Here is a 21,822-nt window from a genome sequence, read left to right as displayed (position 1 = left end):
TATTGCCCAAAAAACAGGCATCAGGGTATAATCCGACTTTCGACGGCAAGCGCGACAGCAACACCTCCGGCACCGGCCCCCTTCAACCAAGGGAACTCAGACACGAGACGGCCACCTTCCCGCAAGGACTGCACACCAAATGTTCGCCCAAACAACTTGCCTGAAAACGCAACCAGCCGCGTGCTCCGGTCCCCGGCTGGCCTGTTTTTCAATCTTCTTTTTTTGACTCTGAATTTTTGCCACCTGTGCTTTGACTGCGGTCAGGCGCGCGGCGCATTTTTGTTGACTGGTAGCTGATAGATATTTCATAACAATCCCGCCATCTGGAGGTCTCATGCCTAGTGCCACGTCCGGCAAGTCCAAGAAGCCAAAAAAGCCGCAAACCACGCAGTCCAAAGCTGCCGTGATGCCGACAGCCAAAACGACAGCGAAACCCGCTGCCAAACCGGCCGCAAGGCATGCCCCCCAGAGCGTCAAGGTTGAAAAACCCGGAAAACCCGCCATATCTGCTAAAGCCAGTACCCCGAATGCCCCGGTGAGCAAAACGCCCCTGAAATCCGCGAAACCTGATACGTCCCTGAAGAAAGTCCCTGCCGTGCCGACAAAGTCCAGCCCCGAATCCAAGCCTGTTGCAGCCGTTGCCGACGTGCCCGTGAAGAAAAAGCCCGGTCGCCCGCCGAAAAACCCCGCAGCAGCCGATAGCGCACCTGCAAGCACCGGCGCCAAGCGCGGCCGCAAGCCCAAGAACGCGGGCGCAGCCAAGGTGGGAGAAGACCTCGACCTGTCCGACATTGAAGACGATCTGGTCGGCGAGCCCGTCGCGGAGACCACCGAAAAGGTCAAGCCGCTGCGCATGAAAATCAGCAAGGCCAAAGAACGTGCCTTGATGAAGGAATTCGGCCTGGACGAGACGGTGCTGTCGGAAGAAGACATGCTCAAGCGCCGCATGCGCCTGAAAACCCTGATCAAGCTCGGCAAGACCCGCGGCTACCTCACGCACGGCGAAATTTCCGACCACCTGCCTGACAAGCTGGTCGACGCCGAGACGCTGGAAGTCGTCGTCAACATGCTCAATGACATGGGCGTGGCCGTGTACGAGCAGGCGCCGGACGCCGAAACCCTGCTGCTGAACAACACCGGCCCGACCGTGGCCACGGAAGAAGAAGCCGAAGAAGAAGCCGAAGCCGCCCTGTCCACCGTGGACAGCGAATTCGGCCGCACGACCGACCCTGTGCGCATGTACATGCGTGAAATGGGCACGGTCGAGCTGCTGACCCGTGAAGGCGAGATCGAGATTGCCAAGCGCATCGAGGGCGGCCTCATGCGCATGATGGAAGCCATCTCGGAGAGCCCTGCCACCATCGCGGAAATCATGCGGCTGGGCGAGGAAATCCGCGAAGGCAAGATCGTGATCTCGACGGTGGTTGACGGTTTCTCCAACCCCAACGAAGCCGACGACTATGTGGCCGAAGAGGACTTTGACGAGTTCGACGAAGAAGACGACGACGATGGCAAGGGCGGCTCCAAGGCCCTGACCAAGAAACTCGAAGAGCTCAAAAAAGAAGCCCTCAGCCGCTTTGACAAAATCGCCAGCCTGTTCGAGAAGGTGCACAAGACCTACGACAAGGAAGGCTACGGCACGCCGGCTTATGTGAAGGCGCAAAAGGCCCTGAGCGACGAGCTGATGACCGTGCGTTTTACCGCCAAGACCATTGAAAAGCTCTGCGACATGCTGCGCGGCCAGGTGCTGGACGTACGCAAGAAAGAGCGCGAGCTGCGCCGCATCATCGTCGAGAAGTGCGGTATGCCGCAGGAAACCTTTATCAAGGATTTCCCGCCCAACCTGCTCAACCTCAAGTGGGTTGAAAAACAGGTCGCCTCGGGCAAACCTTGGTCTGTCGTGATGGCGCGCAATATTCCGCCGATTCAGGAACTGCAGACCAAGCTGGCCGAATTGCAGGCCCGCGTGGTGGTGCCCCTGGGCCAGCTCAAGGACATCAACAAGCGCATGAACGAAGGCGAGTCCAACTCGCGCGATGCGAAGAAAGAGATGATCGAGGCCAATTTGCGCCTGGTGATCTCGATTGCCAAAAAATACACCAACCGTGGCCTGCAGTTCCTGGATCTGATCCAGGAGGGCAACATCGGTTTGATGAAAGCCGTGGACAAGTTTGAGTACCGCCGCGGCTACAAATTCTCGACCTACGCCACCTGGTGGATTCGCCAGGCCATCACGCGCTCGATCGCGGACCAGGCCCGCACCATCCGCATCCCGGTGCACATGATCGAGACCATCAACAAGATGAACCGCCTGTCGCGCCAGCACCTGCAAGAGTTCGGCTTTGAGCCCGACGCCAGCATCCTGGCCGCGAAGATGGAGATTCCTGAAGACAAGATCCGCAAGATCATGAAGATCGCCAAGGAGCCGATCTCCATGGAAACGCCGATCGGTGACGATGACGATTCGCACCTGGGCGACTTCATCGAAGACAGCGCCAACACCGCACCGCTGGAAGCCGCGATGCAGGCCGGCCTGCGCGATGTGGTGAAAGACATCCTCGACAGCCTGACACCGCGCGAAGCCAAGGTGCTGCGCATGCGTTTCGGCATCGAGATGTCGACCGACCACACGCTGGAAGAAGTCGGCAAGCAATTTGACGTGACGCGCGAGCGCATCCGCCAGATCGAAGCCAAGGCCCTGCGCAAGCTCAAGCACCCGAGCCGCAGCGACAAGCTGCGCAGCTTTATCGACACGCTTTAAAACGCATCGAACGCGCCAAAACAAAAGCCGCACTCCGTTTTAACGGGCTGCGGCTTTTTTCATGGGGAATTACAAGCCTTCAGCCTCCAGCCCTTTCACGATGGGCGCAAGCGGCTATCAAAACCGTAGCAATCGCGGCGCGCCCACTTCCGCTCTCAGGACCAGTACAGCCGGGTCGGGTTGTCCACCAGCAGTTTTTTCTGCAGTTCCGGCGTGGGGGCAATGTGGGGAATGAAATCCACCAACAGGCCGTCGTCGGGCATGTGGTCCTTCAGGTTGGGGTGCGGCCAGTCGGTGCCCCAGAGCACACGGTCGGGGAAGGTCTCAACGATGCGGCGGGCGAACGGCACGACGTCGCTATAGGCGTGCTGCTCGCCGTTCAGCGCGGGCGGGCCGCCAACGCTGAGCCGCTCCGGACAGCTCACCTTGGACCAGACATGAGGGTGGTCGGTCATGAACTTCATGAACAGCCCGAACGCCGGGCCGTCGACTGGCTGGCTCACGTCAGGCCGGCCCATGTGGTCCACCACCACCGTGGTCGGCAGCGCCGTAAAAAAGTCCCACAGTTCGGGCAGATCCACCGCCTCGAAATAAATCACCACGTGCCAGCCCAGCGGCGCAATGCGCGCGGCGATCTCCATCAACTCGTCTTTGGGCGTGAAGTCCACCAGGCGCTTGACGAAATTGAAGCGCACGCCGCGCACGCCGGCCGTGTGCATGTTTAGCAGCTCCTCGTCGCTGATGCTGCGCTTGACCGTGACCACGCCGCGCGCGCGGCCCTCCGAATGCCTGAGCGCATCCAGCAGCGCACGGTTGTCGGCGCCGTGGCAGGTGGCTTGCACGATCACGTTTTTATCGAAGCCCAACTGGTCGCGCAGGGCAAACAGTTGCTGCCTGCCCGCATCACAAGGCGTGTACTTGCGCCCGGCTGCGAACGGAAATTCGCTGCCCGGGCCGAACACATGGCAATGCGCGTCCACACTGCCTGGCGGCAACTGGAAGTGTGGTTTGCTGGGGCCGGCGTACCAGTCCAGCCAGCCCGGCGTTTTGTCAAAAACCATCATCTGGCCTCAATCGGGTTTGATGCCGGCTTCACGCACCAGCTTGTCGTAACGCTGGCGCTCGCTGTGGATCAGGCCGGCAACCATGGCCATGCTGCCGGGAAGGACCTCGCCACCCACGGCCGTCATGCGCTGCTGCACTTCGGGGGTCTTGAGGGCTTTCTGCACCTCGGCGTGCAGCTGGGCCACGACAGCTTTCGGCGTGGCAGCCGGCGCCATCAGCGCATACCAGACGGAGGCTTCGAAACCGGGAAAGCCGGACTCGGCAATTGTTGGAACGTCGGGGAAAATCGACGAACGATTCGGACTGAGCACGGCCAGCACCTTGAGCTTGCCGCTGATCACATGCGGGCGCACTTCCAGCGCATTCATGGCCAGCAGCGGCACCTGGCCACCGATCACGTCGGTGATGGCCTGCGCCCCGCCCCGGTAAGGAATGTGCTGCAGCTGCAGGCCGGCCGCGCGCGCAAACAGCTCCGCCGCCATGTGCGGTGTGGAACCGTTGCCAGGGCTGGCAAACGCAATCGAACCCGGCTTGGCTTTGGCGGCGTCGATCAGCTTGCTGACCGAGGCATAAGCAACGCCGGTGTTGGCCGCAATCACCACAGGCACGCGGCCCACCAGCGAGATCGCCACCAGATCACGCTCGGCGTCAAACGGTGCGGGCTGGTACAAGGCCATGTTGGCCGCCAGCGCATTGGCCGCCAGCATCAGGGTGTAGCCGTCGGCCGGCGCATCGATGACCTGCTTCACCGCGATGTTGGTGCCCGCGCCCGGCTTGTTGTCTACGATGAAGGGCTGGCCCAGGCTGCCGGCCAGACTCTGGCCCAGGGTGCGCGCGACGATGTCCACCGCACCGCCGGCGGAATAACCGACGACGATTTTTACGGGCCGGGACGGAAAGGCTTGTGCCGATACCTGCAGTGGCAGCGCAGCCGTGGCAGCGGCCAGCAGGCCCATCAGGCCAATAAGGCCGGAGCGAAGAAATGTAATTTTCATGATGCTGATTTCCGGGTAAACAAGGAACGAGAGTGAACAACCGTCACGACGGCCAGGCCGCTGCGGCAGGAGAATTTTTGCCATGTCATGGTGTTCAATCGATGTACCGGAGACCGGCCTTTTCCAGCGGCTCGCGCATGTTGTACATGTCCAGACCCAACACGCCAGCGGCGAACTTCTCGCGTTTTTCGCCTTCGAAGCTTTCGCGCTTCTCCGCCGCATCCGCCACTTGCCGGGCCATGGCGGCAGGCACCACCACCACGCCATCGGTGTCGGCGATCACCACGTCACCCGGATTGACCAGGGCACCGGCGCACACCACCGGAATATTGACCGAGCCGAGCGTGGCCTTGATGGTGCCCTTGGCGTGAATGGCGCGGCTGAATACCGGGAAGCGCATTTTTTCGAGTTCGTCAATGTCGCGTACACCGCCATCAATGATCAGCCCCCTGGCACCGCGTGCCTGGAACGAGGTGGCCAGCAGATCGCCAAAAAAACCATCGAGATTGTCGGTGGTGCAGGCGGCCACGGCCACATCGCCGGGCTGCAACTGCTCGGCCGCCACATGCATCATCCAGTTGTCGCCGGGCTGCAGCAAAATCGTCACGGCCGTGCCGCAAAGGCGCGCGCCTGGGTAAACAGGACGCATGTAAGGCTTCATCAAACCGATGCGGCCCATGGCCTCGTGAAGGGTCGCCACACCAAAACGCGAAAGCTTTTCGACGGCAGCCTTGTCGGCGCGAACGATGTTGCGCTTGACAATGCCTAACTGGTACATGCTCATGATCATTTGCCTTTCAGTTTGAGAGCCGTGTCCAGACGCGTGAACACGCGGCGCGCGTTGCCTTCGTAAATCTGGTGACGGTCTTCGTTGCTCAGAATTTTTGACGCTTCAATGTAGCGCCTGGTATCGTCGTAATAGTGGCCGGTTTCGGGGTCGATGCCACGCACGGCGCCGATCATCTCGCTGGCAAACAACACGTTCCTGACCGGAATCACGGTGTTGAGCAGATCAATGCCCGGCTGGTGGTACACGCAGGTGTCAAAGTAGATGTTGCCCAGCAGATGCTCTGTGAGCAAAGGTTTTTTGAGTTCCTGGGCCAAGCCACGGAAACGCCCCCAGTGGTAAGGCACAGCACCGCCGCCATGGGGAATGAGGAACTTCAGCGTGGGGAAGTCCCTGAACAGGTCCGACGTGAGGCACTGCATGAAAGCCGTGGTGTCGGCGTTCAGGTAATGCGCGCCGGTGGTGTGAAAGCAGGCGTTGCAGCTGGTGGACACATGGATCATGGCGGGGATGTCGTATTCCACCATTTTTTCGTAGAGGGGATACCACTGCCTGTCACTCAAAGGCGGTGAGGTCCAGTGGCCGCCAGACGGATCCGGATTCAGGTTGATGCCGACATTGCCGAATTCCCTGACGCATTTTTCCAGCTCGGGAATGCAGGTCGCAGGGTCCACGCCGGGCGACTGGGGCAGCATGGCGGCGGGAATAAAGTGGTCCGGAAAGAGCTGGCTCACGCGAAAGCACAGCTCGTTGCAAATCGCCGCCCAGGTGGCCGACACATTGAAGTCGCCGATGTGGTGGGCCATGAAGCTGGCGCGCGGGCTGAAGATGGTGAGGTCGGAGCCGCGCTCATTCATGAGACGCAGCTGGTTTTGCTCGATGCTCTCGCGCAATTCGTCGTCGCTGATTTTCAGCTCGCTCACCTTGGGGCTAAGGGACGGGTCCTTGATGCCGGCGATTTGCCGGTTACGCCAGTTCTCCAGCGCCTTGGGGGCCGTGGTGTAGTGGCCGTGGCAGTCAATGATCAGGCTCATTTTTTTCCTTGGGGTTCAGTGGGTGTGGATCAGCGGGATTCAGGCGGGGCCATGCCATGGCGGCGTTTCGCCTCTGCCGCCTCCGGCGAAGCCATGAAGGCCAGCATCCGGCGCACGGCGTCGCGCTGCGTGGAGGCAGGCCCCAGGCCTGCCGAGAAGGTGGTGGTGATCTGGACGGCGTCGGGCAGCGGGCCGACCACGGCGATTCCCTCGAGATGCATCAACTCGCTCAATTGCTGGAAACCCAGCTCGACCTCGCCTCGCGCCACCAACCCGCCAACCGGCACACCCGCGGACGGCTGCACGGCCTTTTGCCGGACATCGGCGGCCATGCCCCAGCGCTCGAACAGCTCGATCAGCGCAACGCCGCTGGGCCCGGTGGAGTAGCCTATGCTTCGCGCGGCCAGCACGGCGCGCCGCAACGCATCTTCGGAACTGATGTCAGGCCACGGCGCGCCGGCGCGCACGCAGACGGCCACGCCCGAGTCGGCCAGGTCGACCTTGCTGCCGGCCACCAGGAATCCGCCGGCGGTGAGTTTGTCGATGGCGTCCGATGCAAGGACCACGATATCGAAAGGCTCACCGGCCTGGACGCGGCGCACCGCATCCACACCACCGACCGATTCGATGCTGGTGGCGCAGCCCGAGCTTTGCTCCCAGGCCGCCGTCAACTCGGCCAGCAGCTGGCGGGTGGCCATGGAAGAGATTCCACGGAGAGCGGCGCTCATACGGGTACGCCCCGCGTGGGGGCAACGACAGCTTGAAGTCCAACAACCATGGGGCTGATTTTGTCGCCAGCGCCGCACCAGGGAAAGCCGCCACGCCCGCTAGCAGCTATAACAAACCAGCATAATGTTTGTCTCGCCATCCAAACAACCCATGGACCTCAAACAGCTCGAATACTTTGTCAGGGTGGCCGAACTCGGCAGCTTCACCCGCGCGGCCCTTGCGCTGGACATTGCTCAGCCGGCGCTGAGCCGGCAGGTGCGCCTGCTGGAAGTGGAGTTGCGCCAGAACCTGTTGATACGCAACGGCCGCGGCGCGGCGCCCACCGAAGCCGGCCAGCTACTGCTGGCGCATGCGCGCGGCATTCTGCACCAGGTGGCGCGTGCGAGAGAAGAACTGGGCCGGGTGCGCGGCGCACTCGACGGGCGCGTGGCCATCGGCTTGCCCCCCAGCCTGGCGCGGGCGCTGACGGTGCCGCTGACACGCGCGTTTCGTGCGCAAATGCCGGACGCCACCATTTCGATCAGCGAAGGCTTGTCAGTGGCCCTCCAGGAAGACCTGGTTAACGGTCGACTCGACCTTGCCGTGCTGTACAACGCTCAGCCCACGGGCGACATCGAGATCAGCCCGCTGATGGAGGAGGAGCTGTTGCTGGTGCAGGCCCGTCCACCGGGGCCGCATGAGGACCCGCCCTCCCAGCCCATCACCCTTCCGGCATTGGCGAGCTTGCCGCTGGTGATCCCGAGTCGGCCCAACGCCATCCGGATGCGGGTGGAGTCTGAACTCGCCGGAGCAGCCTTAAGGCCGACCATTGCACTTGAAATTGATGGCGTCTCGGCCATTCTGGACCTGGTGGCTGACGGCGCTGGCCATGCCATTTTGAGCCGTAACGCGGTGGCCAGTTCGCTGCGGCCGTCGGCTTTTACGCTGCGCCAGATTGGCGATGCCCCATTGCGCATCGAGGTGTCGCTTGCCACCAGTGCACGCCGCCCGTCCACCCTGACGCAACAAACCTCGCAGCGACTGCTGCGAGAGGTCGCTGCCAAATACCTCTGAGAGACCTCTGAGCGGCTGGAACGTGCCTGACGCCCTACCCGATGTCATCGGCACGGGCAATTTCATCATGATTTTGATCCTATAGCCCGGCAGTTGCGGGCGTAGACAGCTATCAAAAACATAGCAAAATGGATAGCCAAACAGGACTATCGCATTTAAAAATCAAGGCATCAAACCAGGGCATACCTCTGATTTATTGAATGGCTGAAGTTTGACTATTCCAAATCGCTATAACTGCTAGCGTCCCGTAGCGCTTATCAGCGGAAGGCGGACTTCTCACAATATGGGGCAATGTCAACCCCGCATTCATCTCAATATTTTTGGAGACCCGGCATGAACCGTCGTGTTAAAGCCTGCCTGCTATTGCCATTCCTGGGTTTGCTGGCGGCCAGCCATGTGGGCGCCCAGGACTTCCCGACCAAACCTGTCCGCATCATCACGCCGTTCCCCGTGGGCAGCGGACCTGAAGGGGTGTTGCGCATGGTGGCTGACAAGCTGTCGCGTACCTGGGGCAAGCCCGTCATCGTGGAAAACAAGCCAGGCGGCAACGGTTTCATTGCCATTGATGCCTTCAAGCGGGGAGCGTCCGATGGGCACGACCTGATCCAGCTGGACAACGTCCACCTGTCGGCCTATCCCCATCTGTTCAAGAAACTGCCGTATGACGCGCAGAAGGACTTTGATCCCATCCTGCCGCTGTTCAAGACTTACTTTTTCGCGACGGTTGCCACCAACAGCCCCTACAAAAATGTGGGTGACCTGATCGCCGACGCCAAGGCCCGCCCGGGACAACTCAACTACGGTTCCTGGTCTGTAGGCAATCCGGTCCATCTTGGCTCGGCGCTGTTTACCACCGTGACCGCAACCCAAATGGAGCACATTATTTTCAAGGAAACGTCACAGCTCTACACCGCGGTTGCAACCGGTGATCTGGCGTTTTCGCTAGGCACCAGCGCCACCGCAGGCCCGCTCTACCGGGCCGGCAAACTCCGCTTCCTGGCGGTCGCCGCTCCTCGGCGGATTCCCGCCTACCCCGATGTGCCGACAGTCGCAGAAGCGGGCGGACCTGCCGGATTCGAGGTCAGCGGCTGGACCGCCATTGCAGCGCCACGTGGCCTGCCCAAGGCGGTGACCGAGAAAATCCAGAAAGACATTGAAAAAGCCCTGTCCGAGCCGGACATCAAGGAAAAGTACCTGTCATTCGGCTACGAGTTGTTTCCGCAGACACGCGAGCAGTTTGGCCAATACATCCAGGCCGAGTCCACCCGTTTTGCCGAGGTGATCCGCAAAACCAGGGCATCGCTGGACTGACAGGACACCCCACTCACACCCCCGCTCCCCCCACTCACGCGACGTTTCACAGAGATATTCCCCATGGCCACCCTACTTGGCGCAGTTGCCGCCTCACACACGCCCACCATCGGCTTTGCGCTGGACAGCGGCAAGCAGGCGGATCCGGTGTGGGCGCCCATTTTCGAGGCCTTCGAGCCGCCGCGCCGCTGGCTTGCCGAGCAAAAACCCGATGCCTTGGTGGTGATCTACAACGATCACATCAGCTCCTTCTTTTTGGACCACTACTCGGCGTTTTCACTGGGCGTGGGGGAGCAGTATCCGGTGGCCGACGAAGGGGGCGGCACCCGCGGCCTGCCGCCCATTGCCGGCCACCCGCTGCTTGCCGCGCACATTGGCCAGTCGGTCATGGCCGATGCCTTCGACCTGTCCTTCTTCCAGGGCCGGGCGCTGGACCACGGCTGCTTTTCACCGCTGTCGCTGCTGCTGCCCCACGAACCGGGTCCAGGGGGTGGCTGGCCGCTTCCGATCATCCCGCTGCAGGTGGGCGTGCTGCAGTTTCCCATGCCGACTGCGCGGCGCTGCTTCGAGCTGGGCAAGGCGCTGCGCCGCGCGATCGAAAGTTACCCCGAGCCACTGCGCATCGCCATCGTGGCGACAGGCGGCCTGTCGCACCAGGTGCACGGCGAGCGCGCGGGCTTCAACAACCCGGCCTGGGACCAGACGTTTCTGGATCTCATCGAGCACGACCCCGAGCGCCTGGCCGACCTGACCCAGGCCGAACTGGTCGAGCTGGGGGGCGCGGAAGGGGCCGAAGTCATCATGTGGCTGGTGATGCGCGGAGCCTTGTCCGCATCGGTACGCAAAGTCCACCAAAGCTACTACCTGCCGTCCATGACGGGCATCGCCACCGCCATCTACGAAAACCGCAGCCACCCACCCGTGGCGGGTGAAGTACAGCGCCACTTGCATCAATCGCAATTGCAACTGCAGGGCGCCGAACAACTGGCCGGCACCTACCCCTACGCGCTGGCACGCAGCGTCAAGGCGCTTCGCATCAACCGCTTTTTGCATGCCATGACGCAGCCGGCCCACCGGCAGGCCTTTTTGCAGGATGAAGAAACCGCCTATGCCGCCGCAGGCCTGACCGATGAGGAAAGCGGCCTGCTGCGCGCGCGCGACTGGCGCGGCCTGATCCATTACGGCGTGATTTTTTTCGTGCTGGAAAAGTGGGGCGCGGTTCTGGGCATCAGCAACCTGCATATCTACGCCGCCATGCGCGGTCAGAGCCTGGCCGAATTCCAGCAAACACGCAATGCGCCCGGCGCGCTGTACTCGGTCGGGACACTCAAGGGTGACGATGCTGCAACAGTGCATGCGCAGCCTTCGTCCCCCTCCATTGCCCGGGGGGCGTTCCTCACGCCGAACCTGGGCGAATAGCCCCATAAGCCCCATAAGCCCCATAAGCCCCATGAACCACCTGAATACGACCCGCTGGCCAGGTAACTACTCGGCTCAGTAATACGTGCAATACGCTTTTCTTTCTCCCTCGCCCTTTGGGAGAGGGTTGGGGTGAGGGTGAGCCGGCTTCGCTGTTCAGTTGGATAGCGCGCGCATTTCACGGTACAGATCCGCCTTGCCCTCGAACCCGATGCCAGGCAAGCTGGGCAGTGTCACGTAGCCTTTGTCGACCTTCACGCCATCCGGGAAGCCGCCGTAGGGCTGGAACAGGTCCGGGTAGGACTCGTTGCCGCCCAGGCCCAGGCCGGCGGCAATGGCCAGCGACATCTGGTGGCCGCCATGCGGAATGCAGCGGCTGGGCGACCAGCCATGAGCCTTCAGCATGTCCAGTGTGCGCAGGTACTCGACCAGGCCATAGCTGAGCGCACAGTCGAACTGCAGCCAATCGCGGTCGGGCCGCATCCCGCCGTGCCGGATCAGGTTGCGCGCGTCCTGCATGGAGAACAGGTTTTCCCCGGTGGCCAGGCTGCCCTGGTACACCTCGCCCAGCCGAGCCTGGAGTTCGTAATCCAGCGGGTCGCCCGCTTCCTCGTACCAGAACAGCGGGTAGGCGGAAAGCGCCTTGCCATAGGCGATGGCCGTGGGCAGATCAAAACGGCCGTTGGCATCGACCGCGAGTTGCTGCCCCGGCTGGAGCAGCTTGAGCACGGATTCGATGCGCTCCATGTCTTCCGCAAGAGAGGCTCCGCCAATCTTCATCTTGACGACCGAGTAGCCGCGCTCCAGGTAACTGATCATCTCGCGGCGCAAGCCGTCCAGGCCCTTGCCGGGATGGTAGTAACCGCCCGCCGCATAAACGAAGACGCGCGGATTGGCCTGGCCGTTGCCGTAGCGCTGCGCCAGCAGTTCATGCAGCGGCTTTTGTTCAATCTTGGCCACAGCGTCCCACACCGCCATGTCGATGGTGCCCACGGCCACGGAACGCTCACCATGGCCGCCAGGCTTTTCGTTGGACATCATGCAGGCCCAGACCTTGTGCGGATCGATGTTGCCACCACTTTCATCCAGCAGCGTGGCCGGCGCCGCCTCCAGCACGCGAGGGCGAAACCGTTCACGGATCAGGCTGCCCTGGCCATAACGGCCGTTGGAATTAAAGCCATAGCCAATCACGGGCTTGCCGTCCCGCACCACGTCCGTCACCACCGCCACCAGGCTGAGTGTCATCTTGGAGAAGTCGATGTAGGCGTTGCGGATGTCCGACTTGATGGGTCGGGTCGATTCGATGATGTCAATAATTTTCATGAAATAAGTTCCTTAGCGCGGCAGCGAAGCGCCGCCGCAAATTTGAAGGTCTTGCCCGGTGATGGCCGCAGCCTGGGAAGACAGCAGAAAAGACACCAGGGCGGCCACTTCGGCCGGGTCGATGTAGCGGCCTATGGGCGGTAGCTGGGGCGCGCTGCCGGCGCGCGCCGGGTCGCTCAGCATGGCGGTCTGCGTGGCAGCCGGAGAAACCACGTTCACCGTCACGCCGCTGGCCGCCACCTCGGCGGCCCAACTGCGCGCCATCGCAATCAACGCGGCTTTTACCGCCGCATACTGGCTGCGCCCGGCCATGCCCTGAGCCACACGGCTGCCGATCAGCACCACCCGACCCAGGCCACGGCTGGCCATGGCGGGCACCAGTGCCTGCGCCAGCTGTGCAGCAGCCTGCACGTGCAGGCGCCACATGGCTTCGCCGGCCTGCAAGTCGAGCCCGCCCAGTGGGGCCGTGCGCATCCAGCCCGCCGCATGTACCAGTGCCGTCACCGGCGGCTGGGTTGGCAAGGCCTGGAGCGCTTGGAGAGCCTGGTCAATGCTGTCGGCGCTCGCCAGGTCCACAGTGACAGGTGTGAAGTTCGCATGCACCAGCGCAGGCGCCGCCAGGTCCCAGCCACTGACCCGCCACCCCTGCTCCAGCAAGTGCCGTGCAATCGCCAGCCCAATGCCCGAGCTGCTGCCGGTGACCAGCACGTGGGACCCGGTAGCGGCTTGAGCCGGCATGTCACTCGGCACGGATGCCCCCTTCGGCAATGATCTTGGCGGACCTGGCCATGTCGTCACGCTGGAAGCGCGCAAAGTCGTCCATCGAGCCGCCGCCCACCAGCAGGCCCTGCTGCACCAGCTTCTCGCGCATCTCGCCGTTCAGCGCCTTGTTGACCTCGGCGTTCAGACGCTGTGCAATGTCAGCCGGCAGCTTGGCCGGACCCCACACGCCGTACCAGCTGTAAAACTCGTAACCGGGGATGGTTTCGCCCACCGTGGGCACCTCGGGCAGGGTGGACACCCGCGCCGCCGAGGTCACGGCAATGACCTTGAGCATGCCAGTCTTGTAGAAGCTGAACGAGCCCAGGATGGGGTCCACAAAACCGCTGATCTGGCCACCAATCAGGTCCTGGAATGCGGGCGCCGTGCCTTTGTAAGGCACGATCAGCAAGTCCAGGTTGCCCGAGCGGCGCAGCAGTTCGGTGGACAAGTGCCCGGCCGAACCGGTCGAGCCGATGGCAAACGACAGCTTGCCGGGGTTCGCCTTGCCGTAGGCGATCAGACCCTTGAGGTCTTGCACCGGCAGGTTCTTGTTGATGGCGATCGACAGCGGCGCCTTGGCGACCAGCGCCACCGGCACAAAGTCGCGCGTCACGTCGTAGGGCGCCGACTTGACCGTCATCGGGGCGGTGGTGAAAGTGGACGCGTTAAACAGCAGGGTGTAGCCGTCGGCCGGCGCCTTGGCCACCGCATCGCCGCCAATCATGCCCTGGCCACCTGGCTTGTTCTCCACAAAAAAACTCTGGCCTGTCTGCTCTGTCAGCTTTTGGGCCAGCATGCGGCCCACGGTGTCCAGCGTGCCGCCCGGCGGAAACGGAATGATCAGCTTGACCGACTTGGCCGGCCAGGCTTGTGCCATGGAGGCGGCGCTGACACCGAGCAAGGCGGTGGCGATCAGGGTGCGAAGGAATTGTTGGCGTTTCATGGTGTGTGTCTCCTCGAATGGCGGGGCTGAAACTTACCTGAGAAGACCCGCGTTGGCGACGGCCAGGCGGATCATCTCGTTTTCTGCGGCAGACGGTGCATGGGTTGGTGGGCGCACATGCGCGCTCTCCAGCACACCGGCAAATTTCATGGCGGCTTTCATGCGGGCATGGGCTTCGCCGGTAGGCTCACCCGCGCCGTAGACGGCCTCCTTGATCGGGGTGATGAGCCCCTGGATCTTCATGGCCTTGTGCAGGTCGCCTTCCTTGACGGCTTCAAACAGGTCGATGATGAGCTGGGGAATGCAGCTGGCGAAACCCACCAGCGCGCCGTCCACGCCCTGCACCATGGAGGCCAGCAGGTACTCGTCGTGGCAGGTCAGAATCGCCTTGGAGGCGTCGGCATCGCGGATCGCCTTGATGTCGCGCGCATATTTGCTCATCTCGCGCTGGCCTACCTTGAAGGCCTGCACGTAGGGCAGGCGCGCCAGATCGGCCAGCAACTCCGACGAATACGAGGCCTGAGTCCGGGCGGGATAAACGTGGCACACCAGGTCAAGCTTCGAGGCTTGCCAGATGGCATCGAAGTACTGCAGCGCGTGATCCGAATGAAAACCAAAACGCAACCAGTGGTGGGGCGGCATCACATCCAGTGCCTGGGCGCCTGCTTCCTTGGCCAGCCGCGCATGCTCTGCGGCTTCTGTCAGGCCTTCGCAGACAATCGAGGAAATGACGGGCATGCGTCCCTTGAGCTCGTCGGCCACGATGCGCGTGACCTGGGCGCGTTCAATCGGTGTGAGCGAAAACACTTCACCGGTGTGGCCATTGGTCATCACGGCCACCACACCTTTGTGGCTGGCGAGCCAGGAGGCGAGGCGGCGCAAAGCGGGTTCGTCAATCCGGTTGTCGGGGGTAAACGGGCAGGCGATGGCGGGAATAATCCCCCGATAATTGGCGATGGTTGGCATGGAAGCTCCTGAGTTGTAGATTGATGAAAAGATGCCGAATGATCAGCCAGCCCGTGCAACACGTCCAATACTCGAAACGCATAGAACTATTCATTTATGGGCCCCGGCAACCGACCGCTTGATCTTGAATGGCTGGAAGACTTCCTGGCGCTGGCCGACAGCGGCAATTTCTCCCGCGCGGCGCAGGTGCGCGCCATCGCGCAGCCCGCGTTCAGCCGTCACATCAAATCACTCGAAGAATGGGTCGGCGTTGATCTGTTTGACCGCAGTGCCCACCCGGTATCGCTGACCGAAGCGGGCAAACGCTTCCACCCTTCCGTGGACGACCTGCTGCAACGGCTGGAGGTATCGCGACTCAAGGCCCGTGCGGCCCATGAGCAGGCCGCCATCAGCCTGCGTTTTGCCGCCACGCACGTCCTGTCGTTGACGTTTTTCCCCAGCTGGCTCAGCGGCATCGAGGCGCAGTTGCGGCTGGGGCCCATCCAGATGATTTCAGACAACCTGGTTGCCTGCGAGGAACTGATGCTGCAGCGGCGCGTTCAGTTTTTGCTCTGCCACGGCCATTCGTCGGTACCCTGCCGTCTCGACGACATCCAGTTTGCGTTTGCGCGCGTCAGCGACGACGTCCTGCTTCCTGTGGCGGCACCTCTTGCCAGCGGGAAACCGCAGTACTGGATCGACGATTCATTGAAAAAAACTCAACCCATCCTGACTTACAGCCAGGAATCCGGGCTGGGGCGCATCATGCGCGCCCTGATGCCTTCGGCCCTTGAAGAAGAACCGTTTACCACCGTGTTCACCGCCCACCACGCGGTGCTGCTGAAAACCATGGTGATGGAAGGACGAGGCATTGCGTGGCTGCCCCAGAGTCTGATCAAGGACGAACTCAGTACCGGGAAACTGCTGGCGGCCGGCAGCTCCCAATGGCATATTCCCGTCGACATCCGCCTTTACCGCCAGCGCGCCGCCCTGGCCGCGCCGGCGGAAGCATTGTGGCAAGTCGTTGCCGGGAGATGAAGCAACAAAGTCATCTCACGCCCGGGTTCATCGGCTTCCAGGCCTTGTAGGCCTTGGTATTGCAGGTGTCTACGGTGGCCCTAGTCCGTGCTGAAACGGTAAACCGTACGGCCCGCACGGCGTTGACCGGGCTCATACACCGCCGAAGGAAATGCCGGCCTGTTGGGTGCGTTGGGATAAGCCTGCGGCTCAAAGCACAGTCCTTGCTGCTGAAAGTAAGTCCGGCCGCCCTTGCCCGGGCCTCCCGCCAATGGCTCTTGCGGCTGCAAGCCGCTGTAGAACTGCAGGGCCGGCTCGGTTGACCAGACTTCCATCACGCGGCCGCTTTCCGGTGCGCGAACGCGGGCGCACAGGGCCAGCGTGCCGTCGGCGGGGTGGTCCAGCAAAAAACAGCTGTCGTAGCCATCGACCGCATCGATTGCCGGCATTCTGGCGCCAGCCTGCAGCGGCGCGCCGTGCACCCGCGTACTGAGCACGGTGGCCTGGCGAAAATCAAAGGACGTACCGGCCACCGGCAGGATGTCCCCCGTTGCGATGAGGTCCGCCGTCATCCCGAAGTAACGCTCCGCACAAATCATCACCTCATGGCCCAGAGCACTGCCGCTGGCCTCGCCATTCAGGTTGAAAAAAGCATGTGTGGTGAAACTGGCTACCGTGGGTTTGTCCAGGGCCAGGGCTTCGTAGTCCAGTTGCAGCTCATTGGCTTCGGTGAGGCTGTACACGAGACGCAGCGCCATCGCACCGGGGAAGCCCTCTTCGCCATCGGCGAATAGATAGCGCATTTCAACGCTGGCGTCGTCGTGCTGCACGGCATCGAAGACGCGAAAGCGCGACCCCTTCAGCCCGCCGTGCAGGCAATGTCTGCCGTTGTTGGCCGTCAGCACATGCGCGGTTCCGGCGAGTGTGAAGCGGGCATTCTCAATGCGCCCGGCATAACGCCCCACAAATGCACCCATGGAGGGAGCGCCCTTCACCACGGCATCCAGGCAGTCGTAGCCCAGCACCACGTCGTCCAGCCGGCCAGCGCGGTCCGGGACCAGCAACTGCTCAATCTTGGCGCCATAACTGGTGATGCCCGCCACCATGCCCCGCCGATTGCGCAGCGTGAACAAACGGACGGGTTTGCCAACGACTTCACCGTCAAAGCGTGCCGGATCCAGCAATGCTGCGGCGAGCGGCGGTGATGATGAGACGCTGTTGTTGTGCTGAGAAATGGCAACTCTCCTTCGGCGCAATGTCAATCGACGGTCACTGCAACCCGGCCAGTAGCGAGTCCAGCAACTAGTCCAGCTTGATGCCCGCGTCCGTGACGACCTTGGCCCAACGGCTTTTCTCTCGGTTGAAAAAGTCATCCTGTTGGGCCGACGTCATGGTCACCACCTCAGCGCCCTGGCCCGCCAGTTTGGCACGGATGTCCGGGCTGCGGATGATCTTGATGAGCTCAGTATTGAGCCGGCTCACGATGGCGGCTGGTGTGCCATTGGCAAGCAGCAGTCCCTGCCAGGTTCCGGATTCAAAATTGGTGATCCCCTGCTCGGACAAGGTCGGGACGTTGCCGATCAGCGGCATGCGCGTGCTCTTGGAAACACCCAGTATCTTGAGCTTGCCGCTTTGCACGTGCGGCAAGGTAGCCAGCATGCCATTCATCAGGACCTGCGTCTGGCCGGCGATGGTGTCGGTGATCGCTTGCGAGCCACCCTTGTAGGGGATGTATTGCCACTTGGCGCCGCTGGCGCGCTCCACCGCAACCCCCGCCAGGTGCGGCGCGCTGCCCATGGCGGTCACCGCAAAATTGATATTCGACCGCTTCGACAACTCCACCAGCTCCTTGAGGTTGTTGGCCGGCACGGAGGGGTGCACCACCAGCAAATGAGGTGAATACGCCAGCATGGTCACGCCGCGCAGATCCTTGGAGGGATCAAACCCCAGCTTGGTGTAGACCGACGGGCTGATGGCCAGCGCGCCGGTGTCGCAGAGCAGCAGCGTATAGCCGTCGGGTGCAGACTTCGCCACAAAATCCGCGCCCAGATTGCCATTGGCGCCGGCCTTGTTGTCAACGATGACGCTTTGCTTGAGGGCGTCGGACAAGGGCTGGGCAATCGCACGCGCAATGATGTCCGACGATCCGCCCGGCGGGTAGGGAACCACCAGCCTGATGGGCTTGAGTGGCCAGTTCGGCGTTTGCGCGCTGGCCGCGCCGAGCCCCAGCGCACCACAACCCAGGGCCAGGGAAGCACCGACAAGTTCTCTTCGATTAATGGACATGACGTCTCCTGCTCGTTGTTTGAAAAAACCGCTCCCGGCCTCAGCCTGCGGTCATGAAATCCTTGAACTCAGGCGACCTGGTGATTGGCCATGAGTTCCAGTGCGCGTACCAGCGCGGAGTGGTCGAGGTCCTGCATGCCGTTGGCACTGCAGGCCTGCATCAGTTGCGCCGCCCCTGCGGTTTGCGGCAAGGCTACACCCAGGGTTCTCGCGCCGGCCAGCGCCAGGTTCAAATCCTTCTGGTGCAGGCCAATCCGGAAGCCAGGCGCAAAAGTCCGCTTGATCATGCGCTCGCCGTGCACCTCCAGAATGCGGGAAGAAGCAAAACCGCCCATCAGCGCCTGGCGCACTTTGGCAGGGTCGGCCCCGGCCTTGCTGGCAAACAGCAACGCTTCGCCGACAGCCGCGATGTTCAGCGCCACAATGATCTGGTTGGCCACCTTGCAGGTTTGCCCGTCGCCATTGCCACCCACCAGCGTGATGTTCTTGCCCATCAACTCAAACAGCGGCCGCACGCGTTCAAATACCGCGTCGGGACCACCCACCATGATGGTGAGGCTGGCGGCTTTGGCGCCCACTTCACCGCCCGATACCGGCGCATCGAGGTAGTCGCAATCCAGTGCATTGATTTTCTTGGCAAATTCCTTGGTCTCCATCGGCGAGATGGAACTCATGTCGACGACCGTCTTGCCTTTGGTCAAACCGGAGGCCACGCCGTTTTCACCAAACAGCACTTTGGCCACATCGGGTGTGTCCGGCAGCATCAGAAAAATGATGTCGGCCTGCTCGGCCACTTCGCGGATGGAACCGCAGGCTTTCGCCTTGCCCGTGAGCAGGTCGGCAGGTACCTTGCTGCGCGTGTGCAGAAAAACTTCATGCCCTGCATTGATCAGGTGGGACGCCATCGGCGCTCCCATGATGCCCAGGCCGATAAAACCAAGCTTGCTCATTGAATGACTCCAGTCAAAGTGATTTAAAAAAGTGTCCGTCAGGCGCGGTAACGGTCGCGCAGGGCCTGCGTGGCCGAGCGGAAGGTGCCCAGGTCGCTTCCGACACCCACAAACGTGGCGCCCATCTCCATGTAGCGGCGCGCATCGGCTTCAACGGGGGCCAGGATGCCGATGGGCTTGCCGCTGGCTTTGGCATCGGCAAACACGGCGGCAATGGCGGCTTGCACGTCGGGGTGGCCCGCGTTGCCCAGGTGGCCCAGGCCGGCCGCCAGATCCGAGGGGCCGACGAAGATGCAGTCCACCCCGTCCAGCGCGGCAATTTCGCGCGTGGCGGCGATGCCGGCACGGCTCTCGATCTGCACCATCACGCAGATCTGCTCGTTGACCAGCTTGAAGTAATCGACCACCGTGCCATAACGATTGCTGCGCTGGGACACCGACACGCCCCGGATGCCCTGCGGCGGGTAACGCGTGGCAGAAACAGCGCGGCGCGCTTCATCGGCGCTCTCCACGAAGGGGATGAGAAAGTTGTAGAAACCAGCGTCCAGCAGCCGCTTGATTTCGACCACGTTGTTGGACGAAGGCCGCACCACTGGCGCGGTCACGCTGTCCTTGAGCGCCATCAGCTGCGGAATGAAGGTGGCCACGTCGTTTGGCGAATGCTCGCCGTCCAGCAGCACCCAGTCGAAGCCGGCCACGCCGAGGACCTCGGTGGTGATGGCGTTGGACAGCGACGACCAGCAGCCAATCAGCCGCTTGCCGGCCAGCAGGTCGCGTTTGAAACTGTTGGGAAAGGATTGGTAAGGTGTGGTTTGGGTCATGTGAATTCTTCCTGTGAAGCGTCAGATTCAGATTCAGATTCAGGTTGAGGTTCAGGTTCAGGTAATGGGCGCCGGATTGAAAAGAACCAGCGCGTTGTGCAGTTTCCAGTGCTCCGCCCAGGTTTTCTTGCGGCCACTGGCAACTTCCAGCATGAGGTGAAACAGCTCCCAGCCAAGCTCTTCGATGGTGGCCTCGCCGTCGGCAATACGGCCGGCGTTCACGTCCATCAGGTCATGCCAGCGCCGGGCCAGGTCGCTGCGCGTGGCCACCTTGATCACCGGTACCTCCGCCAGCCCGTACGGCGTGCCGCGTCCCGTTGTGAAAATGTGCAGGTTGATGCCAGCCGCCAGCTGCAGCGTGCCGCAAATGAAGTCACTGGCCGGCGTGGCCGCATAAATCAGGCCTTTCTGCCTGACTTTTTCACCCGGCGACAGCACGCCGCTAATCGGCGCCGTGCCCGACTTCACGATGGAGCCCATGGCTTTTTCGACGATGTTGGACAGGCCGCCCTTTTTGTTGCCGGGCGTGGTGTTGGCGCTGCGGTCAACCCGTCCCTTTTGCAGGTAAGCGTCGTACCAGGCCATCTCCCGGATCATCGCTTCGGCGACTTCGGGCGTGGCGGCACGCGAGGTGAGCTGGTCGATGCCGTCCCGGACCTCGGTGGTCTCGGAAAACATCACCGTGGCACCGGCGCGCACCAGCAAATCGGTGGCAAAACCAACTGCCGGATTGGCCGTCACGCCAGAAAAGGCATCGCTGCCGCCGCACTGCACACCCACCACCAGTTCACTGGCGGGGACGGTTTCGCGCCGGCGGGCATCGAGCCGCTCCAGGTGCAGCAAGGCCGTGTCCATGATGGAGTCGATCATCGACATGAAGCCCACGTGATGCTCGGCTTGCAGGCAGACCACATCCAGCTCGGCCTCGGCGCTGACGCCGACATCGGCCACATTGCGTTCGTCGACGATCTGGATGGTGCCGGGCGGCAGCAGGCGCTCGGGCTGGAGCTTTTCGCAGCCCAGGCTCACCACCATCACCTCGCCACCGAAATTCGGGTTGAGCGTGATGTTGCGCAAGGTGCGGATCGGGATGATCGCGTCCGGCGCGTCGATGGCCACGCCGCATCCGTAGGTGTGCTCCAGGCCCACCACGTCGTCCACGTTCGGGAAGCGCGGCAGCAATTCATCCTTGATGCGCTTGACGGCAAATTCCACCACGCCCGCCACACACTGCACGGTCGTGGTGATGGCAAGGATGTTGCGGCTGCCGACCGATCCGTCCGGGTTGCGGTAGCCCTCAAAGGTATAGCCCTCCAGCGGTGGCAGCACCGGCGGCCGCACGGTGGCGATGGGCAAATTGTCGAGCTCGCGTGCCGAGGGCATCTCAAGCAGCCGCTCATGCACCCAGCTCCCGGCCGGGATGTCCTTGAGCGCATAGCCGATCGGCACGTTGTAACGCAGCACCGCGGTGCCCTTGGGCAGGTCGACCAGCGCGACCTTGTGCCCCTGCGGCACCTGCTCGCACAGCCGCAAGCCGCTGGCGAAGACGCTGCCGGCCGGCAACCCGCCGTCGTTGGCCACGATCGCGACGTTGTCGTGATCGTGCATGGTGATGTACAGC

General features: G+C 62.3%; 20 protein-coding genes. 5 read left to right on the top strand and 15 right to left on the bottom strand.

Features of this window, described 5'->3' with window-relative positions:
- Positions 1 to 96: 96 nt before the first annotated feature.
- Positions 97 to 624, bottom strand: coding sequence for a hypothetical protein (locus AC1DUB_RS09870; RefSeq protein WP_477717457.1), 528 nt, complete (start codon positions 622 to 624; stop codon positions 97 to 99).
- Between AC1DUB_RS09870 and rpoD the strand changes: the two genes are divergently transcribed.
- On the top strand, positions 536 to 2,761 hold the full coding sequence (gene rpoD / locus AC1DUB_RS09865; RefSeq protein WP_477729478.1) for an RNA polymerase sigma factor RpoD: 2,226 nt from the start codon (positions 536 to 538) through the stop codon (positions 2,759 to 2,761). The two genes, AC1DUB_RS09870 and rpoD, sit on opposite strands and share 89 nt — an antisense overlap.
- 155 nt (positions 2,762 to 2,916) lie before the next feature.
- On the opposite strand, the gene AC1DUB_RS09860 is transcribed toward rpoD, so the two are convergent.
- The 5 genes from AC1DUB_RS09860 to AC1DUB_RS09840 form a co-directional block, all read right to left on the bottom strand.
- The gene (locus AC1DUB_RS09860; RefSeq protein WP_477717459.1) at positions 2,917 to 3,825 is read right to left on the bottom strand and encodes an amidohydrolase family protein; all 909 of its coding nucleotides are present in this window, start codon (positions 3,823 to 3,825) and stop codon (positions 2,917 to 2,919) included.
- 6 nt (positions 3,826 to 3,831) lie between these two features.
- Positions 3,832 to 4,821 carry a tripartite tricarboxylate transporter substrate binding protein gene (locus tag AC1DUB_RS09855; protein WP_477729393.1) on the bottom strand — a complete coding sequence of 330 codons (990 nt, stop codon included), beginning with the start codon at positions 4,819 to 4,821 and terminating at the stop codon, positions 3,832 to 3,834.
- 94 nt (positions 4,822 to 4,915) lie between these two features.
- On the bottom strand, positions 4,916 to 5,599 hold the full coding sequence (gene ligK / locus AC1DUB_RS09850; protein ID WP_477717461.1) for a 4-carboxy-4-hydroxy-2-oxoadipate aldolase/oxaloacetate decarboxylase: 684 nt from the start codon (positions 5,597 to 5,599) through the stop codon (positions 4,916 to 4,918).
- Positions 5,600 to 5,607: 8 nt separating this feature from the next.
- Positions 5,608 to 6,636 carry an amidohydrolase family protein gene (locus AC1DUB_RS09845; protein WP_477717529.1) on the bottom strand — a complete coding sequence of 343 codons (1,029 nt, stop codon included), beginning with the start codon at positions 6,634 to 6,636 and terminating at the stop codon, positions 5,608 to 5,610.
- Between the two features lie 35 nt (positions 6,637 to 6,671).
- Entirely contained in the window at positions 6,672 to 7,340 is a 669-nt protein-coding gene (locus tag AC1DUB_RS09840; protein ID WP_477717462.1) for a substrate-binding domain-containing protein, read from the bottom strand.
- Between the two features lie 181 nt (positions 7,341 to 7,521).
- On the opposite strand from AC1DUB_RS09840, the gene AC1DUB_RS09835 reads away from it, so the two are divergent.
- From AC1DUB_RS09835 to AC1DUB_RS09825, 3 genes are all read left to right on the top strand, one after another.
- Entirely contained in the window at positions 7,522 to 8,424 is a 903-nt protein-coding gene (locus AC1DUB_RS09835; RefSeq protein ID WP_477717463.1) for a LysR substrate-binding domain-containing protein, read from the top strand.
- Positions 8,425 to 8,757: 333 nt separating this feature from the next.
- A complete protein-coding gene (locus AC1DUB_RS09830; RefSeq protein WP_477717464.1) occupies positions 8,758 to 9,735 on the top strand; it encodes a Bug family tripartite tricarboxylate transporter substrate binding protein in 978 nt (325 codons plus the stop codon).
- 63 nt (positions 9,736 to 9,798) lie between these two features.
- On the top strand, positions 9,799 to 11,154 hold the full coding sequence (locus AC1DUB_RS09825; RefSeq protein ID WP_477717465.1) for a gallate dioxygenase: 1,356 nt from the start codon (positions 9,799 to 9,801) through the stop codon (positions 11,152 to 11,154).
- Between the two features lie 156 nt (positions 11,155 to 11,310).
- On the opposite strand, the gene AC1DUB_RS09820 is transcribed toward AC1DUB_RS09825, so the two are convergent.
- Genes AC1DUB_RS09820 through AC1DUB_RS09805 form a run of 4 tightly spaced genes read right to left on the bottom strand, consistent with a single transcriptional unit; the run spans position 11,311 to position 15,148 of the window.
- Positions 11,311 to 12,477, bottom strand: coding sequence for a mandelate racemase/muconate lactonizing enzyme family protein (locus AC1DUB_RS09820; RefSeq protein WP_477717466.1), 1,167 nt, complete (start codon positions 12,475 to 12,477; stop codon positions 11,311 to 11,313).
- A gap of 12 nt (positions 12,478 to 12,489) precedes the next feature.
- Entirely contained in the window at positions 12,490 to 13,215 is a 726-nt protein-coding gene (locus tag AC1DUB_RS09815) for an SDR family NAD(P)-dependent oxidoreductase (protein WP_477717467.1), read from the bottom strand.
- Position 13,216: 1 nt separating this feature from the next.
- On the bottom strand, positions 13,217 to 14,182 hold the full coding sequence (locus tag AC1DUB_RS09810) for a Bug family tripartite tricarboxylate transporter substrate binding protein (RefSeq protein ID WP_477717468.1): 966 nt from the start codon (positions 14,180 to 14,182) through the stop codon (positions 13,217 to 13,219).
- Positions 14,183 to 14,215: 33 nt separating this feature from the next.
- Positions 14,216 to 15,148: a dihydrodipicolinate synthase family protein gene (locus AC1DUB_RS09805; RefSeq protein ID WP_477717469.1), complete on the bottom strand. Its 933-nt coding sequence runs from the start codon at positions 15,146 to 15,148 to the stop codon at positions 14,216 to 14,218.
- 96 nt (positions 15,149 to 15,244) lie between these two features.
- Between AC1DUB_RS09805 and AC1DUB_RS09800 the strand changes: the two genes are divergently transcribed.
- Positions 15,245 to 16,165 (top strand): LysR family transcriptional regulator, encoded by a 921-nt coding sequence (locus AC1DUB_RS09800; protein WP_477717470.1) that lies wholly within the window; start codon positions 15,245 to 15,247, stop codon positions 16,163 to 16,165.
- An 80-nt stretch (positions 16,166 to 16,245) separates the two neighbouring features.
- Here AC1DUB_RS09800 and AC1DUB_RS09795 read toward each other — a convergent pair whose 3' ends face one another.
- The 5 genes from AC1DUB_RS09795 to garD all read right to left on the bottom strand — a co-directional run bounded on the left by AC1DUB_RS09795 (position 16,246) and on the right by garD (position 21,809).
- Complete coding sequence (locus AC1DUB_RS09795; protein WP_477717471.1) at positions 16,246 to 17,406, bottom strand: aldose epimerase family protein; 1,161 nt, start codon at positions 17,404 to 17,406, stop codon at positions 16,246 to 16,248.
- Positions 17,407 to 17,446: 40 nt separating this feature from the next.
- Complete coding sequence (locus tag AC1DUB_RS09790) at positions 17,447 to 18,430, bottom strand: Bug family tripartite tricarboxylate transporter substrate binding protein (protein ID WP_477717472.1); 984 nt, start codon at positions 18,428 to 18,430, stop codon at positions 17,447 to 17,449.
- Between the two features lie 68 nt (positions 18,431 to 18,498).
- On the bottom strand, positions 18,499 to 19,380 hold the full coding sequence (gene glxR / locus AC1DUB_RS09785) for a 2-hydroxy-3-oxopropionate reductase (RefSeq protein WP_477717473.1): 882 nt from the start codon (positions 19,378 to 19,380) through the stop codon (positions 18,499 to 18,501).
- A gap of 38 nt (positions 19,381 to 19,418) precedes the next feature.
- Positions 19,419 to 20,201 (bottom strand): 2-dehydro-3-deoxyglucarate aldolase, encoded by a 783-nt coding sequence (gene garL / locus AC1DUB_RS09780; protein WP_477717474.1) that lies wholly within the window; start codon positions 20,199 to 20,201, stop codon positions 19,419 to 19,421.
- A gap of 57 nt (positions 20,202 to 20,258) precedes the next feature.
- Positions 20,259 to 21,809, bottom strand: a complete 1,551-nt coding sequence (gene garD / locus AC1DUB_RS09775; RefSeq protein ID WP_477717530.1) for a galactarate dehydratase — start codon at positions 21,807 to 21,809, stop codon at positions 20,259 to 20,261.
- Positions 21,810 to 21,822: the final 13 nt, after the last annotated feature.

This window comes from Polaromonas sp. P4_F9 (genome assembly GCF_056401235.1).
The sequence above is the reverse complement of the archived record's forward strand: the minus strand, read 5'-3'. Positions and strand labels throughout refer to the sequence as shown.

Excerpts from the sequence above, each read along its gene's own strand:
- AC1DUB_RS09820 (WP_477717466.1), bottom strand. The coding sequence starts at position 12,477 with ATGAAAATTATTGACATCATCGAATCGACCCGACCCATCAAGTCGGAC.
- AC1DUB_RS09830 (WP_477717464.1), top strand. The coding sequence starts at position 8,758 with ATGAACCGTCGTGTTAAAGCCTGCCTGCTATTGCCATTCCTGGGTTTG.
- AC1DUB_RS09860 (WP_477717459.1), bottom strand. The coding sequence starts at position 3,825 with ATGATGGTTTTTGACAAAACGCCGGGCTGGCTGGACTGGTACGCCGGC.
- glxR (WP_477717473.1), bottom strand. The coding sequence starts at position 19,380 with ATGAGCAAGCTTGGTTTTATCGGCCTGGGCATCATGGGAGCGCCGATG.
- AC1DUB_RS09835 (WP_477717463.1), top strand. The coding sequence starts at position 7,522 with ATGGACCTCAAACAGCTCGAATACTTTGTCAGGGTGGCCGAACTCGGC.
- garL (WP_477717474.1), bottom strand. The coding sequence starts at position 20,201 with ATGACCCAAACCACACCTTACCAATCCTTTCCCAACAGTTTCAAACGC.
- ligK (WP_477717461.1), bottom strand. The coding sequence starts at position 5,599 with ATGTACCAGTTAGGCATTGTCAAGCGCAACATCGTTCGCGCCGACAAG.
- AC1DUB_RS09840 (WP_477717462.1), bottom strand. The coding sequence starts at position 7,340 with ATGGCCACCCGCCAGCTGCTGGCCGAGTTGACGGCGGCCTGGGAGCAA.
- AC1DUB_RS09800 (WP_477717470.1), top strand. The coding sequence starts at position 15,245 with ATGGGCCCCGGCAACCGACCGCTTGATCTTGAATGGCTGGAAGACTTC.
- AC1DUB_RS09855 (WP_477729393.1), bottom strand. The coding sequence starts at position 4,821 with ATGAAAATTACATTTCTTCGCTCCGGCCTTATTGGCCTGATGGGCCTG.
- AC1DUB_RS09825 (WP_477717465.1), top strand. The coding sequence starts at position 9,799 with ATGGCCACCCTACTTGGCGCAGTTGCCGCCTCACACACGCCCACCATC.
- AC1DUB_RS09805 (WP_477717469.1), bottom strand. The coding sequence starts at position 15,148 with ATGCCAACCATCGCCAATTATCGGGGGATTATTCCCGCCATCGCCTGC.
- AC1DUB_RS09790 (WP_477717472.1), bottom strand. The coding sequence starts at position 18,430 with ATGTCCATTAATCGAAGAGAACTTGTCGGTGCTTCCCTGGCCCTGGGT.
- AC1DUB_RS09810 (WP_477717468.1), bottom strand. The coding sequence starts at position 14,182 with ATGAAACGCCAACAATTCCTTCGCACCCTGATCGCCACCGCCTTGCTC.
- AC1DUB_RS09815 (WP_477717467.1), bottom strand. The coding sequence starts at position 13,215 with ATGCCGGCTCAAGCCGCTACCGGGTCCCACGTGCTGGTCACCGGCAGC.
- garD (WP_477717530.1), bottom strand. The coding sequence starts at position 21,809 with ATGCACGATCACGACAACGTCGCGATCGTGGCCAACGACGGCGGGTTG.